15 protein-coding genes and 1 riboswitch are annotated in these 14,499 nt (G+C 38.6%); of the genes, 5 read left to right on the top strand and 10 right to left on the bottom strand.

Annotated elements, in window-relative coordinates:
* The first annotated feature begins 2 nt into the window (after positions 1-2).
* The 3 genes from BTO21_RS06260 (at position 3) to BTO21_RS06250 (ending at position 1,801) form a co-directional block, all read left to right on the top strand.
* On the top strand, positions 3-344 hold the full coding sequence (locus tag BTO21_RS06260; protein WP_045032530.1) for a 5-carboxymethyl-2-hydroxymuconate Delta-isomerase: 342 nt from the start codon (positions 3-5) through the stop codon (positions 342-344).
* Between the two features lie 91 nt (positions 345-435).
* Positions 436-828, top strand: coding sequence for a cystatin domain-containing protein (locus tag BTO21_RS06255; protein WP_045032529.1), 393 nt, complete (start codon positions 436-438; stop codon positions 826-828).
* 322 nt (positions 829-1,150) lie between these two features.
* A complete protein-coding gene (locus BTO21_RS06250; RefSeq protein WP_045032527.1) occupies positions 1,151-1,801 on the top strand; it encodes a Qnr family pentapeptide repeat protein in 651 nt (216 codons plus the stop codon).
* Positions 1,802-1,868: 67 nt separating this feature from the next.
* On the opposite strand, the gene BTO21_RS06245 is transcribed toward BTO21_RS06250, so the two are convergent.
* From BTO21_RS06245 to BTO21_RS06220, 6 genes are all read right to left on the bottom strand, one after another.
* Positions 1,869-2,309 (bottom strand): VOC family protein, encoded by a 441-nt coding sequence (locus BTO21_RS06245; RefSeq protein ID WP_045032525.1) that lies wholly within the window; start codon positions 2,307-2,309, stop codon positions 1,869-1,871.
* 100 nt (positions 2,310-2,409) lie between these two features.
* Positions 2,410-3,996, bottom strand: coding sequence for a Na+/H+ antiporter NhaC family protein (locus BTO21_RS06240; protein ID WP_045032523.1), 1,587 nt, complete (start codon positions 3,994-3,996; stop codon positions 2,410-2,412).
* Positions 3,997-4,079: 83 nt separating this feature from the next.
* Positions 4,080-4,256, bottom strand: a riboswitch (Lysine riboswitch).
* Between the two features lie 151 nt (positions 4,257-4,407).
* Positions 4,408-6,606, bottom strand: coding sequence for a cytochrome-c oxidase, cbb3-type subunit III (gene ccoP / locus BTO21_RS06235; protein WP_045032521.1), 2,199 nt, complete (start codon positions 6,604-6,606; stop codon positions 4,408-4,410).
* Entirely contained in the window at positions 6,603-7,211 is a 609-nt protein-coding gene (ccoO, locus tag BTO21_RS06230; protein WP_045032537.1) for a cytochrome-c oxidase, cbb3-type subunit II, read from the bottom strand. Before ccoO ends, ccoP begins: the two co-directional genes overlap by 4 nt.
* Positions 7,201-8,622, bottom strand: coding sequence for a cytochrome-c oxidase, cbb3-type subunit I (gene ccoN, locus BTO21_RS06225; RefSeq protein ID WP_045032519.1), 1,422 nt, complete (start codon positions 8,620-8,622; stop codon positions 7,201-7,203). The genes ccoO and ccoN overlap by 11 nt, the downstream gene beginning before the upstream one ends.
* An 87-nt stretch (positions 8,623-8,709) precedes the next feature.
* Complete coding sequence (locus BTO21_RS06220; RefSeq protein WP_045032517.1) at positions 8,710-9,072, bottom strand: c-type cytochrome; 363 nt, start codon at positions 9,070-9,072, stop codon at positions 8,710-8,712.
* A gap of 317 nt (positions 9,073-9,389) precedes the next feature.
* On the opposite strand from BTO21_RS06220, the gene BTO21_RS06215 reads away from it, so the two are divergent.
* On the top strand, positions 9,390-10,592 hold the full coding sequence (locus BTO21_RS06215) for a 3-phenylpropionate MFS transporter (protein ID WP_045032515.1): 1,203 nt from the start codon (positions 9,390-9,392) through the stop codon (positions 10,590-10,592).
* Between the two features lie 263 nt (positions 10,593-10,855).
* Positions 10,856-11,092, top strand: a complete 237-nt coding sequence (locus tag BTO21_RS06210) for a hypothetical protein (protein WP_045032513.1) — start codon at positions 10,856-10,858, stop codon at positions 11,090-11,092.
* An 87-nt stretch (positions 11,093-11,179) separates the two neighbouring features.
* Here BTO21_RS06210 and artM read toward each other — a convergent pair whose 3' ends face one another.
* The 4 genes from artM to artP form a co-directional block, all read right to left on the bottom strand.
* Positions 11,180-11,851, bottom strand: coding sequence for an arginine ABC transporter permease ArtM (gene artM / locus BTO21_RS06205; RefSeq protein WP_045032511.1), 672 nt, complete (start codon positions 11,849-11,851; stop codon positions 11,180-11,182).
* Positions 11,848-12,552 carry an arginine ABC transporter permease ArtQ gene (gene artQ / locus BTO21_RS06200; protein ID WP_045032509.1) on the bottom strand — a complete coding sequence of 235 codons (705 nt, stop codon included), beginning with the start codon at positions 12,550-12,552 and terminating at the stop codon, positions 11,848-11,850. The genes artM and artQ overlap by 4 nt, the downstream gene beginning before the upstream one ends.
* Before the next feature lie 3 nt (positions 12,553-12,555).
* Positions 12,556-13,290, bottom strand: a complete 735-nt coding sequence (locus tag BTO21_RS06195) for a lysine/arginine/ornithine ABC transporter substrate-binding protein (RefSeq protein WP_045032507.1) — start codon at positions 13,288-13,290, stop codon at positions 12,556-12,558.
* A gap of 61 nt (positions 13,291-13,351) precedes the next feature.
* A complete protein-coding gene (gene artP / locus BTO21_RS06190) occupies positions 13,352-14,080 on the bottom strand; it encodes an arginine ABC transporter ATP-binding protein ArtP (protein WP_065193819.1) in 729 nt (242 codons plus the stop codon).
* Between the last annotated feature and the right edge of the window lie 419 nt (positions 14,081-14,499).

The raw sequence follows: 14,499 nt of genomic DNA, 5'->3' as shown, positions 1-14,499 counted from the left end.
ACATGCCGCATTGTATCGTCGAATATGCAAAAGATTTAGAAACTCAAATTGATTTAAATGAGCTAATGACAACCACACATTTTTCTGTTTTTAGCTCAGGCATTTTTGAAGAAGAAGACATTAAAACTCGGCTTATTCCTTATGAGCTTTATCGTACCGGAACTAACGAAAAGCCATTTGTGCATATTACGTTAAGAATATTGCCGGGCCGTACGGAACAACAAAAAGATATGCTATCAGAAGTATTATTGCACCATATTGCTGCTATGTTTAATTCTGATATTGCACTCAGTGTTGAGATAGAAGATATCAATCAGCAATCTTATCGTAAATACGTTGTGTAAATTTGCATATTTTTTTATTTCTTCAATTAAATTTGCAATAAACACTGTTTTTATGTTGTTATAAACACGTCTACTATAAAAAGGAAAAGTTATGAATAAGAAACTTCTAGTGGTTGCTTTGGGTTCATTAGCGTTAGTGGCGTGTAGTGCACAAGATATTAAAACGACGAAAGAGGCAACGGTGAAAACGGGTTGTGATTATGCTCAAGCAATTACTGGTGGTTGGCAGCAAGGTGAGATCACACCTGAAGTAACGGCTGCTGCACAAGCGGCTGTAAAAGACATTGCTGGTGATCATCAGTTAAAAAATGTATTACATGTTACTCAACAAGTTGTTGCTGGTATGAATTACAACGTGACATTTTCAATTGAAAATAATGACATTTATACCGCAAAAGTCTTCCGCAGTTTAAAAAATACTTATTCTGTTGAGTCTGTAGATAAGACAACTAATGCCGTTTCAAATTGTGATGTAAAAAATTAATTCATTATAACTGGTCGCTATTTGACCGCTTATTTGAATGAAAAAACAGCCGCTATTATTGAGAGTCTATCAATAACAGCGGCTGTTTTTTTATGTCAATTTTAAGAGGGTTTATATTGCGATAGTAGCACGTATGTAAAAAAACAAATCAGGCATGTGATTACGATAAAATAAAGGGTGTGAGAGGTGTTACGTCTCGCTTGTGTGGCGATTTAAATAAAACTAAAAAAACAATAATCGCACTACTTTTTTTACTGGTAATCGATGGTTTTTTATTATTAATATAGACCTAAGGTTTTATATCTATATAGAGTAATGATTGATGCATGTTACAAAAAAACAATTTGATGGCGAAGTTTTTACGCATCAAGATTTAAGCGAAGCAACCTTTGAACAGTGTCAGTTTTACCGCTGTGATTTTTCACGCGCCAATTTAACCGATGCTTGTTTTATTGATTGTAACTTTATTGAGGCAGGGGAAACAGAAGGGTGTAGTTTTGCGTATGCGAAGCTAAAAGATGCCAGTTTTAAAGGCTGTAATCTAGCGATGGCAAATTTCCGTAATGGCCAATGTTTCGGGGTTGAATTGCGTCAATGTAACCTTAAAGGTGCTGATTTTTATTATGCCTCATTTGCTAATTACATTACTCAAAGCACTTTCTTTTGTTCGGCATTTATTTCTGGCTGTGATTTAAGTTATGCCAATTTCGAGAGTGTAATGCTAGAAAAATGTGAGTTATTTGAAAACCGCTGGCGTGGAGCTACGTTAACTGGCGTATCATTTAAAGGCTCTGACTTAAGTCGCGGAGAGTTTTCAAGTGAGCAATGGCAACAGGCTATATTTAAAGAGGCTAATTTATGTCATGTCGATTTAGACGATGTTGATGTGCGCCGAGTCTCTTTAGAAGGGGTACAAATTACCGATTGGCAGCAAGAACAGCTGTTGAGTAATTTAGGTATTATCGTTTTATAGCGGTTATGTTATTCAGTTTTGCCACAGGCATAGTAGTAATACCTGTGGCGGGCGAATGGGGTAAATCTTACCATTCGCCAATGTTAGCTTGTGAAATCCACGGCTCAGCAGGGGATAGCGGCTCACCTTTTTGCAGTAATTCAATTGAAATACCATCCGGTGAACGGACAAAGGCCATGTGACCATCACGTGGTGGACGATTAATAATAACGCCATTGTCTTGTAACTGTTGGCACAATTGGTAAATATCATCAACACGGAAAGCAAGATGACCAAAATTGCGACCGCCGTTATAAGCTTCGGTATCCCAATTGTAGGTTAATTCTAGCAGTGGCGATTGAGTCTGGGTTGCCGCTTCTGCTTGAGCTGGCGCGGCTAAAAAGACCAGCGTAAAACGCCCACGTTCACTTTCTTTTCTATTTGTTTCAATTAACCCTAATTTATTGCAGTAAAAGTCCAGTGAGGCATTCAAATCACTGACACGTACCATAGTGTGTAAATATTCCATTTGTTTATCTCCTGATCAAAAAATCCCCGCAGTTTCGTGCTATAGAATAAATCAAATAAGCACGAAAACGAACGGGGATTATCGTTAATAACGGTTGTTTTTAATTAGTAGCCGTCACTAATTGTTGTTGTTTCTTATCTTGGCGTACATGGTAAACACAGCAACCGACGAACCATACGGCACTTACTGCGATACCCATAATCGTTGAGCCAGTAATACCCATTGCAAGGTAGCCAAGGAAAGCACCAAACGCGACCGTTAATGCATACGGTAACTGAGTCATTACGTGATCCATATGATGACTACCAGCGCCTGTTGCAGACAAAATACTGGTGCTTGAAATCGGTGAACTGTGATCACCAAATACTGAACCTGCTAATACTGCTGATAGCATCGGCATTAATAGGTTCACGTCACTTGCAATCGCCATATCACCCGCTAATGGCAGCATGATACCAAATGTACCCCAGCTAGTACCGGTCGCAAAAGACATGCCACATGAAAGTAAGAATACTAATGCAGGCAGTAATTCAACAGGTAAACCATATTTCGTTAATGATGCTAAGTATTGACCTGTTTGCATGTCGCTAACAACAGTACCAATAGTCCATGCAAATAACAGAATGATAATAGCAGGCATCATTGCTTGAACACCTTGAGGTGCTGCTGTTAACCATGTCTTTAGTGGTAGTTTTAAGCGCAGTGCCAATATGATAGATACTGCAAGGCTACATAACGCTGCATACACTAATGATGAACCGACATCAGTATGTTCAATTGAGCCAATTAAGCTAAATGCCAGACCTTTAGCGGCTAATACGTCAGCACCACTGATAATCATAAACACAACGCTAGAAACAGTCAGTGTTAGAATAGGCAATACCATATCAATCATGGTGCCATTACCTTCACCTTCGGTGGTGATTTCTAGTCCTTTGGGATGACCTTTTGATTCATCCCAAAGTTGACCTTCACGTGCACGCTCTTCATGCTTGCGCATCGGGCCAATATCAAGTTGGAATGTGATAACCACAAGTACCATCAATAAGGTAAACACTGCGTACAGGTTCATTGGAATCATTTGTACGAACAATGAAATAGGGCTTGTTTCAGTAATATCGTTAGTGACTAAAATGCCGCCAAGGATAGCAATGATATAAGCACCCCATGATGAAATAGGGGTAATTACACATACAGGTGCTGCCGTTGAATCGAGCAAGTAAGCCAACTTTGCACGTGAAATTTGAAAGCGATCAGTCACTGGACGACAAATAGGGCCCACAGATAAGCTGTGGAAGAAGTCATCAATGAAAAAAGCAAACACCATCATACCGGTTAAGATATTCGCGCTACGACGATCCTTACAGCGGCGAACACCCCATTCAGCAAATGCCTTAGTTGCACCTGTTGCGGTCATTAAGCTGATCAAACCACCGAGTAATAACATAAATAACAACATGTTAACGTTACTGGTGTTGATAGCGCCATCAGCCCAAACTAAGCCAAGAATTTGATGTAAAAGATATTGTAGTGCTGCGAGTGGGTTGTAATTATTTAGAAGGATTGATCCTGCAATAATACCTGCGCCTAAAGATAACAAAACGCGGCGGGTAGTAATTGCAAGAATAACTGCCAGTAGTGCAGGTACCACTGATAACAGGGAATCAGAATATTGGATTAGATTCATGGATCTCTTAAACACCTATAATAAGGTGGAGATCTACCGAAAGGATAGAGAAACAGATTTCTTGAGAAATAATACTTCTTATCCCTCAGGGTAGCGCTCCATAGACAAAAAATAACTATGGCAGTTTTGCATTTCTTAAATGCAAAACCAGCGACTATTGATGACTCAATAATCACTTCGGCGCTGACTCCTTTCCTCGGTTTTCATTGGGGATCTCCCTCCAACCGAATACTCTTAGGCAGCGCGCCTCTACTCAAAGGATTAAGATTCGACTATACCTAGATATTTTCCACAAGCAATAAAAAACATGCTTAAATGTGTAATAGGTTTAAATTCAATCAAGTCCGTTAACTGATCGTTGTTTCAATCGGTTAGCTAGATGTTTTCTTTTTACTGTTGCATATTATTCCGTTATTCAGGGGTATTATTCATAGGCTGAGTCAGATTGTGAATATTGCCAGCAAATCCCGCTTTGATAAGATCTTTACGAATTTTGGTGACTTGAGCTTCTGTGACGGGAATGTCTCTGCCGCCTAATTTCTGACGTACAAAGGTAATTAATTGTGCTAAATCGGCATCATTTAATACGGTGTTAAAGCTGCTCATTGGCATGAAATCTATTTCTTGTTCTAAATAGTTTGGGGTAAGGCCACGAATGGTGACAGCAATAGTGTCATAAGGGTCTTTATGCATAATTATGCCGTTATTAAGCAGAGTAGGAGCTATGCCTACACGACCTTTACCATCAGGACCATGGCAAGCACCACATGTTTGAATATACAGTCCATAAAGTTGTTGCTCTTGTTTTAGTGTTTCTGGTGTTGGTACGGTTGATGACTCGCTCAAATCAGGATTCTGAACATTAACTTGTGCCGGAATTAAATCACCAAAACCGGGAGGATTGAGTTGTCCAACAGATTTATCAAGGACGTTATATTTATCGCCAGTAATGAGATATTCAGCAATAGCACTGACATCTTCACGGGTTAAATAGCGGGTACTGTTTTTTACCACTTCGGCCATGCCACCAAACGCAGTCCCTTTTTCTGAATGACCTGTTTTTAGAAAATCAGTCAGTGAGCTAATACTCCAGCGATCTTGATAAAGCTCTGTGGCGGTAATATCAGGCGCCATCCAGCCATCAATTAAGTTACCTTGAAACAGTTTATCGGCAATTAAAGCTTGGGCAATATTTCTTGGAGTATGACATTCAGAGCAGTGGCCTAGTCCCATGGTTAAATATTTACCGCGACGCCAAGATTCAGTGCTATCAGCAGGATATTCAAGTGGGTCGGTATTAAGAAAGGCGATGTTCCAACCGAGTAAACCTAAGCGAATATTACTAGGAAACATCATCTGATTGTCACGATTACGGGTGTTAACGTAATTGAGTGATTGCATGTATGCCCATAATGCTTGCGTGTCAGCATCTGTCACATATTGATAAGAAGAGTAAGGCATAGCAGGGTAGAGATAGCCGTGTTTCCCCTTACCTTTATGCAGCGCATCATAAAACTCCGAATAGGTGTAAGTGCCAATCCCAAATTCAGGGTGTGATGATATATTGGTTGAATACATGGTGCCAAACGGTGTGACAAAGCCTAATCCTCCGCCAAATAACTCCCCCCCTTCACCGGTATGGCAAGCAACACAATCACCCGCATAGGCTAAATATTGGCCTTTAGTGATTAACGCTTTATCTAATTGAGCGACTTTATTGGCGTGAACGGTATATTGATGGCGAATATAAGCGCCAAGTGCTTGAATTTCAGTATCTGAAAGTTGGTTGGCAAACGCAGGCATAACGTTATTTAAGCCATTATTAATGGTATGAGTAATACCCTCAATGCTGCCATTATGAAGCCAGATATTATCGGCTAAATTGGGTGCACCGAGCAGTTGATTACCTTGCGCATTACTGCCATGGCAACTGGTGCAGTTATTATTAAATACCGTTTTCCCTTGTTGTAATGCAAAAGCGGGAGCAGAAATAATACGATCAGCTTGCAAAGAGGCAATATAGGTAGCGACATGATCAATCTCTTCGGCGGATAAAATGGTTTTCCAACCAGCCATTACGCCATTTCGACCTTTAGTAATAGAATAATGAATGTCTTTATCAGTACCACCATAAAGCCATACATCATCAGACAGATTAGGAAAATGTGTTTGGCCTTCAGCTTCACTTAAATGACAGGCTGCACAATGGGTTTGAAACAGTGCGTCACCAGCACTGACGATCGTTGCATCTTGACTGAGTTGTTGGTATGAACTTCCACTTAGCTTCGCTTGGGCGATTTGCTTTTTTAAGTCGGTAGAGTGAGGTTGAGTCGCTTCACTGGTTGATTTCCAGTCCATCAGCCCTTGCCAATTACCTAAACCAGGATAAAGCACGAAAAAGCCCGCCGCGAATACAAAAGCGATAAAATAGGAAAACAGTAACAATTTAGGTACTGCTGCATCATTTTCTTTAATATTATCAAAGCTATCAACTGTTTTATTTTTATCGGCAGTATGATTTTTTCGCCAGTAATACACGACAACGATAAGCATAAAAATCAGAAAGACTAAGGTTAATACAATAACCCAGTTACTCCAGAAAGTGTTCATTGCTGTATTCCCTGATCTTGTCCCAAACTTTGTAAATAGGCAATCAGTGCTTCGGCTTTGGTGCTGCCTTTAACTGCCAGACGAGCTTGTTGTATTTCTCGAACGTTATAAGGTACGCCTAGCATGCGTAATGCTTTGAGTTTGTCTTCTGTATCTTCACCATCAAGCACTTGTTCAAATAACCACGGGTAAGCGGGCATAATTGATGTGGGTACGACATGGCGAGGATTATTAAGATGGATAGCATGCCACTCATCAGAGTATTTTCGCCCAAGATTAGTGAGATCGGGACCAGTACGTTTAGAACCCCACAGGTTTGGAAACTCATAAATATCATCGCTTTCGCGGCTATAACGGCCATAACGCTTTACTTCGGCATCTAAGGGTCGCACCATCATTGTATGGCAAGTGTGGCAACCTTCACTGATGTAGATATCACGTCCTTCGACTTCGAGTGCGGTGAGGGGTTTTGCACTCGACTCCGCAATCAATTTATCTTGATAAAAAAAAGCCGGTAATACCCAAACTAAAAAGGAAAAACTGGCAACAATAACGGTGGAAATAATGAGAATAAACACCGATTGCGTGAAATCTTTATTTAGCATGGTCATTGACCTCCTCGGTTGAGGACACTGCTGCTAAGGGCTGTTTAAGCGTGCGGTAAAGGTTATATATCATTAATAATAAACCCAGCACAAAGCTGACACCGCCAATGAAACGCGCGAGCATCCATGGCGAAGAAAAATTCATCGCATCCACAAAGCTATAGGTTAAGCTGCCATTAGGTTCTTGCTGTAACCACATATAACCTTGACCAATACCTGCAATCCACAGGGCGACGGCATAAATGAGAATGCCTATATGAGCAAACCAAAAATGCCATTTAACCAAGCGATTTGACCATAATTGCTGGTGGCCCCAAAGCCGCGGAATAAAGTAATAAAAGACCGCAATAGCTGACATGCCAACCCAACCCAGCGCGGCTGAATGTACATGCCCAATGATCCAATCAGTGTTGTGGGCAATCATGTTAAACCATCGAATTGCCAGCAAAGGGCCTTCAAAAGTGGCTAAAGCGTAGTAAACGATGGCAGAGAAAAAGAACCACATAATATAATCATGTTTGAGTTTTGGTTTATTGTTGAGCAAGGTCATAATGCTATTAAACGCACCACCCCATGATGGCAACCATAAAATCAACGACATAACTATCCCAAGGTTTTGTAACCAATCGGGCACTGATGAATAAATAAGATGGTGTGTTCCTGCCCACGTATAAAAGCCAACTAAACCCCAGAAATGAATCACGGATAAGCGATAAGAATAAATAGGCCGTTCAGATATTTTAGGAATGAAGTAGTAGTTCATGCCGATAATACCTGCGGTAAGAAGAAAGCCGACCGCATTATGGCCCCACCACCATTGTACGATTGCATCTTCCGCGCCGGAATAAATTGAGTATGACTTCCAAAAAGTGACCGGTAACTCAAGATTATTGACAATAAAAATCATCGCAATCACGATAATAAAAGCGCCATAAAACCAATTAGCGACAAAGATATGGGAGACCGTTCTTTTAGCGATAGTGCCAAAAAATAAAATGGCATAAAGTACCCAAATAACCGCAATTAAAATATCAATTGGCCATTCAAGTTCTGCATATTCTTTTGAGGTGGTAAAACCAAGCGGAAGGGTGATCACAGCCAGTATTAATACCAGTTGCCAACCATAATAAACAAACCAAGATAAACTGTGATTAAACAAGGGTACTTTACAGGTGCGTTGCACAATATAAAGAGAAGTACCCATTAGAATATTAACCACAAAGCCAAAAATAACACCATTGGTGTGTAATGGACGTAAGCGACCAAATTGAAAATATTCTGAGTTTAAATTCAGCGCTGGCCAATAAAGTTGCCCGGCTAATATTACTCCAATCGTCATTGCGATGAGTCCCCAAATAACACTGGTGACCATGAAGTATTTAACCACTTTATAATTGTATTGAATATCCATTCCAAAAACCTTTGACTGTGTTATTGGTCAAAAAAGTGATATCAAAAAACTAATCACACCTATTTATGTCAACCAATAATGCTGATATTAATCATCACTTTTTACAGGGGTTGACTTCACTTGATTAAAATAAAATGCAATATCCTGCATGTCTTTATCGCTCAGAACATCAGCTTGGGCATGCATGAGAATAGCTAACCCATCATTACGCTGACGCAACTTATAGGCTTTAAGGGCTGCGATAAAATAGGCCTGCTTTTGCCCTTGTAAATTGGGGTAGGTATCGATTGTGGAAATGCCGTCAACCCCATGACAGGTCATACACACGATAGCCTTTTCCTTTCCTAGTGAAAATTGTGTTTCAGCGACCACTTCTGTTGCGAACGCTGTTATCGGAAAGAGTAGCGTATAGAGAATAAGTCGTAATTTTACGCGTAAGTTTTTTGTCATTACTGATACTCACTTTTATCATTACGGTTGTTAGTAAAAGTGTAGGTGGTTAAAAAATGCTCTTTAAAGATAGAAGATGTGATGTTTTTTTGGAATGTTAGATTGATAAAACAGTGGGGTGTTGATTCTTAAAAGTAGGACTGTCAGGGCTGCATTTAAATGTTTTTAAATAAAAAAACGAAAAATAGACGAGGTTGTGACAATTTTATTTTTAATGATGAATAGGATATTACTCAAAATTGCCATATGTAAATGATAATAATTTACGTTACTGTTGGGGTGATTGTTTAATATTCTAAAGAAGAGTTGCTTATTTTATGTTTCAATGTCGACCTGCGATATGGATGTCCATTTACCAGTTTACGTTTTTTTTTGCTTACGGTGTTTATTTACCTTTTAGAGGATTATGGTTAGAAAAGTTAGGGATAACGGATGCTGATATTGGCATGTTGGTTGGATTAGGGTTAACTTCTCGTTGCATTATCAATTTTACGCTGACACCACTTTTTCATAAGGTTGAGCACTTAATCCCAGCACTTCGATGGTCAATGTTTCTTGGTGTTTTAGGCTTTATTTCTTTTATTTACATTGGTGAATTAAAAGCAAATTTCTGGGCCCTCGCTATTTTGATTATTTTGTTTAATTTAGCTATTGGACCTGCGGTCGCAATATCAGATGCTATTTCAAATCATTATGCAGCAGATAGACAGTTAGATTATGGTTATACCCGTTTGTGGGGAGCGGTTGCTTTGACTGTCGCATCAGCATCAATGGGATTAATTACTACACACTGGGGTATTTCGGCTGTGCCTATTTTAGGTGCGTTGGGCTTATTTGTTACGTTCTTAGGCACAATGATTAAACCATCAGTGCCAATGAAATGTAATCATAAAAAAACAGATAAAATTAATATTATTAAAGTGTTATGTGATAAGAAAACCTTAGTATTTATTTTAGTCGCCTCATTACTTGAGGGTAGCCATGGTGGTTATTATTTCTTTAGCGCTATTTATTGGAAAGATGCTGGATATAGCACAGAAGTTATCGGTTATTTATGGAGCCTATCAACAATTTCTGTCATTGTTTTCTATTTCATTAGCCGTAAAGCGTTTTCTAATTGGCAGGTTAAGTCATTATTTAAATTAGCAGCGATTTCTGTTGTTATCCGTTGGGCGTTAATGGCTTACTCAACAGAATTACCAGTGCTTATTGTGTGTCAGATTCTGCATGGTATTACTTTTTCAGGTACGATTTTATCGTCAGTTCGTTATGTTGAAGAGAATAAATGCCATAATTATATGGGGCTACAAGCTCTTTACCATGCGATTCCGGCTGGATTTGCATTGGCATTAGTCTCTGCTGCTTGTGGGTGGATTTACCATCACAGTGATATTAATGTATTTTGGTTTATGGCTGCGATGGGCATACCGTGTTTATTCCTCACTGTTATTGATGATGATAAAGATAAAGAGCATGGCCTTACGGTGCGCTTTAGTCCGAAAGAACAAAATTCAATATAGCGATTGATTGAAGTGGCATAGTTAATTAATCAACGGTTCAAGGTATTATTATTGATAAAGTAGCGCCTTTTGTTTGAGTCTATATATCGTTGATAATGTAATAAGAGGATTTTTTTGAAAGGAGATTGGCATAATTTATAGAGTAAATAGTTCTATAGTGGATACTTTATTATAACAAGGTCATAAATATTAAACTATTTGATAGCATTTTTAGGCATAATCTAATACTTTATAAGGAGTCATAAATAATAAGGATATTAACGATGAATTTCTTCTTTCGCTCAAAGAAGTCTGAGAAGGTAGCAACTGCATCACAAGCAAAGCAAAGGCTTGTCAGCGAAATTACCCGCCATAGAACGTCACGTCATCTACAACTCATGAAAGACGAACTTGCGTTATTATTATCGCAATTTTCTCATATTAAAGAGAATAGAATTGACGTAGTACAAAATACTAATTCACAAATGGTATTAAAGATTAATGCCAAACTAAGTCATTAATTTATGATATATATTTATATATCCAGTGATTAAAAAGCCGACATAATGTCGGCTTTTTAATTGGCTGAATTATTGGTAATAATACCGTTAACGTGCTGTTTCAAATGCGAGTGCTTTTTTCTCAAATACACGGAAAACGAGTGTTAGTAATCCATTAACTGTCAGATAAAATGCACCAGCAACTGCAAATACGGTTAAAGTGTCATAGGTCTGAGCGTTAATGCGTTGTGCATAACCCATAATGTCCATAATCGTGATCGTACTTGCGAGTGATGTACCTTTAAATACTAAAATAACTTCATTTGAATAGGCAGGCACAGCACGACGAATAGCAAAAGGTAATAATACTCCGAGGGTTGCTTTAGTATTCATGCCTAATGCTCGACAAGCATGCCACTGACCTTTAGGTATTGCATCAAACGTACCTTTAAATAACTGAGTACTATAAGCCGCAGTATTTAATGCTAATGCAAGCATTGCACAAAACCACGGCTGGCTTAACCAATCCCATAAGAAGCTTTGACGAATAACCTCAAATTGCCCCGGACCATAATAGACTAAGAATATTTGTACTAATAATGGTGTGCCTGTAAATAGGGTAATAATACCGCGACTTATCCAATGAATAATTGGAGTACGTAATATTAAACTTGCCGTCATTAATAAAGCTAAACTACAGCCGACAAATAAAGATGCAGCGGTTAATTCAAGGCTAGTAATTAACCCTTGTACCATCAGCCAAAAATTTTGTTCATTCATGCGATCGTTCCTTGGCTTTTATTTGTTATACCATTAGAGCCATCTTGCTCGCTGAATTTCTTTTCGATTATTTTAATAATGCGTTGAGTAATTAAGGTAATGATTAAATATATTGCCGCAGCTGTAGCATACCAAGTGAAACTTTCATGGGTGGCTGCAGATGCTAACTGGGCTTGTTTTAATAGATCAGTAACACCAATTAACGAAACTAGAGCGGTATCTTTTAATAATACTAGCCATTGGTTGGTTAACCCAGGTAATGCATGGCGAACAGCTTGCGGTAAAATAATACTGAAAAAAGTGCGTTGTTTACTGATACCCAGAGCATTGGCTGCTTCTTGTTGACCTTTAGGGACGGCTTTTAATGCCCCCCGTATCGTTTGAGCAGCGTATGATGCAAAAATCAGTGATAACGCAATAACACCCGATAAAAAAGGGCTAATTTCAATAAATTCGCCAGTGATGTAATAAATAATTTGGCCTGAACCAAAAAAAATAAAAAGTACTACTAATAGTTCAGGCAGACCACGAAGGATAGTCACGATAAATGTTGTTGGCCAAGCGATAGCACGATAACGTGACATTTCGCCGACTGCAAATAACATCGCTAAAACTAACCCTACCGCTAAACTGACAAAAGCGAGCTGGATTGTCATCCAGCTGGCTTCTAGCAGGGATTGTGAATATCCCGTTAATATCATAACTTACTTACCAAAATACTGTTCAAAGATTGCTTGGTACTGACCATTTGCTTTTATAGCTGCCAGCGCTTTATTGAATTGTTTTACTAATGCTTGGTTATCTTTATTTACCGCAATACCAAAACCATTACCAAAATATTTAGCATTAGTCACTGGCTTACCGACATAAGAAAGTTTGTCACCATTACCTTTTTTAAACCATTCAGCCACAACTGCTGTATCACCGAATACCGCATCAATACGGCCATTTTGCATATCAATAAATGCATCTTGATAGCTGGTATAAGGCACAGCAGTAACTGCTGGCATTTGATCGGTAATATAGCTCTGGTGAGTTGAACCATTTTGAACACCCACACGCTTACCGTTTAATGCCGCTTGATCGGTAACATGGCCTTTTAATGATACAAACGCGGCGGCATTGTCATAATAGGTATTACTAAAACTGACTTGTTGTTGACGTGCCTCGGTAATGTCCATCGCTGAAATAGCGGCATCATAACGCTTGAATTTAAGCGCAGGAATTAAACTATCAAATGCTTGATTATGGAAGGTACAGGTTGCTTTCATTTCTGAACATAATGCTTTAGCGATATCAATATCAAAGCCTTGAATTTGATTGTTCGCATCCATGTATTCAAACGGTGCGTAAGTAGCTTCAGTGGCAAATTTAAGATCTTGTGCAATTGCGTGACCAGATGCTAGACCAATCATTGCGGCTAATAAAATTTTCTTCATCGCTATACTCCATGCGGTTTATTACGTAGTTCTATCTACGCGGCTTTAAAAAGGACACCTATTAATGGTTAAGGTATTCTGCAAATTGGGTGGTTTTTGGGGTAACGAAAGAGGCATGGCTACCATGTTCAACAACGCGACCGTTTTCCATGTATAAAATGTGACTTGCAATTTTTTTTGCAAAATCTACTTCGTGGGTAACAACAACTTGGGTTATTCCTGTACCACTGAGATCTTTGATGATCTTAACGATTTGACTGGTGATCTCTGGATCAAGTGCCGCGGTTGGTTCATCAAATAACAACACGTCAGGCTTCATCATTAATGCACGAGCAATCGCAACCCGTTGCTGTTGTCCACCAGAGAGTTGTAATGGCCATGCGTCTGCTTTATCTGCGAGATGCAATTGTGTCAAAATATCCAGTGCTTGTTGTTTAGCGGTCGCTTTATCTACGCCTAATACTTTTATAGGTGCTTCGGTTAAATTTTCGATCACTGTTTTGTGTGGCCAAAGATTATATTGTTGAAACACCATGCCTACTTTACGTCTTAAAGCTAAACCTTTTTGTTCTGAAATTGGCTTAGAAAAATCAAACACATTTTCAGCAATGGTTAATTCACCATTGGCTGCATTTTCAAGAAGATTTAAAACGCGAAGTAGTGAGCTTTTTCCCGCACCACTAGGACCTAATAAAACGAGGGTTTCGCCAGTGTTACAAGTAAAGCTCACATCATGCAGTACTTGGTTTTGGCCGTAAAATTTATTGATATTACTTACTTGAATACTCATGCTCTAATACTGCATTAATTGTCACTTAATTTATATACTACTCACCACGATATCTTATGCAAGTAAAATGTAAAAAAAAAGCATTATGTTACTTAATTGTTTAATTTTTAACGATTTGGTAGGTTATAGAATGGGTTTTTGATGATTTTATTTAACAATAAGCAAACGTAAAATGTGCATTAGCATTTAAAGGTATAAAAATGTCTTAAATTGCATATTTGACTATTTTCATGAAATGATTATTTAGTCATTATGTCGTAATCATGTATGTAAGGTGATTTATTGTTGGATACTAATGATATTATTTCTTATAGGGGATATTTATTTCATTATAACGATAGTGAAAACGTAGAGAGAGTTACGCAATAGATAAGTATGAGGGCGGTAATACAGTGTAAAAAAAAGCAGCCATAAAGGCT

The organism is Photobacterium phosphoreum (assembly GCF_002954725.1).
Classification (GTDB): domain Bacteria; phylum Pseudomonadota; class Gammaproteobacteria; order Enterobacterales; family Vibrionaceae; genus Photobacterium; species Photobacterium phosphoreum.
Note: the sequence above shows the minus strand (reverse complement) of the source record. Positions and strands in the feature narration are given on the sequence as shown.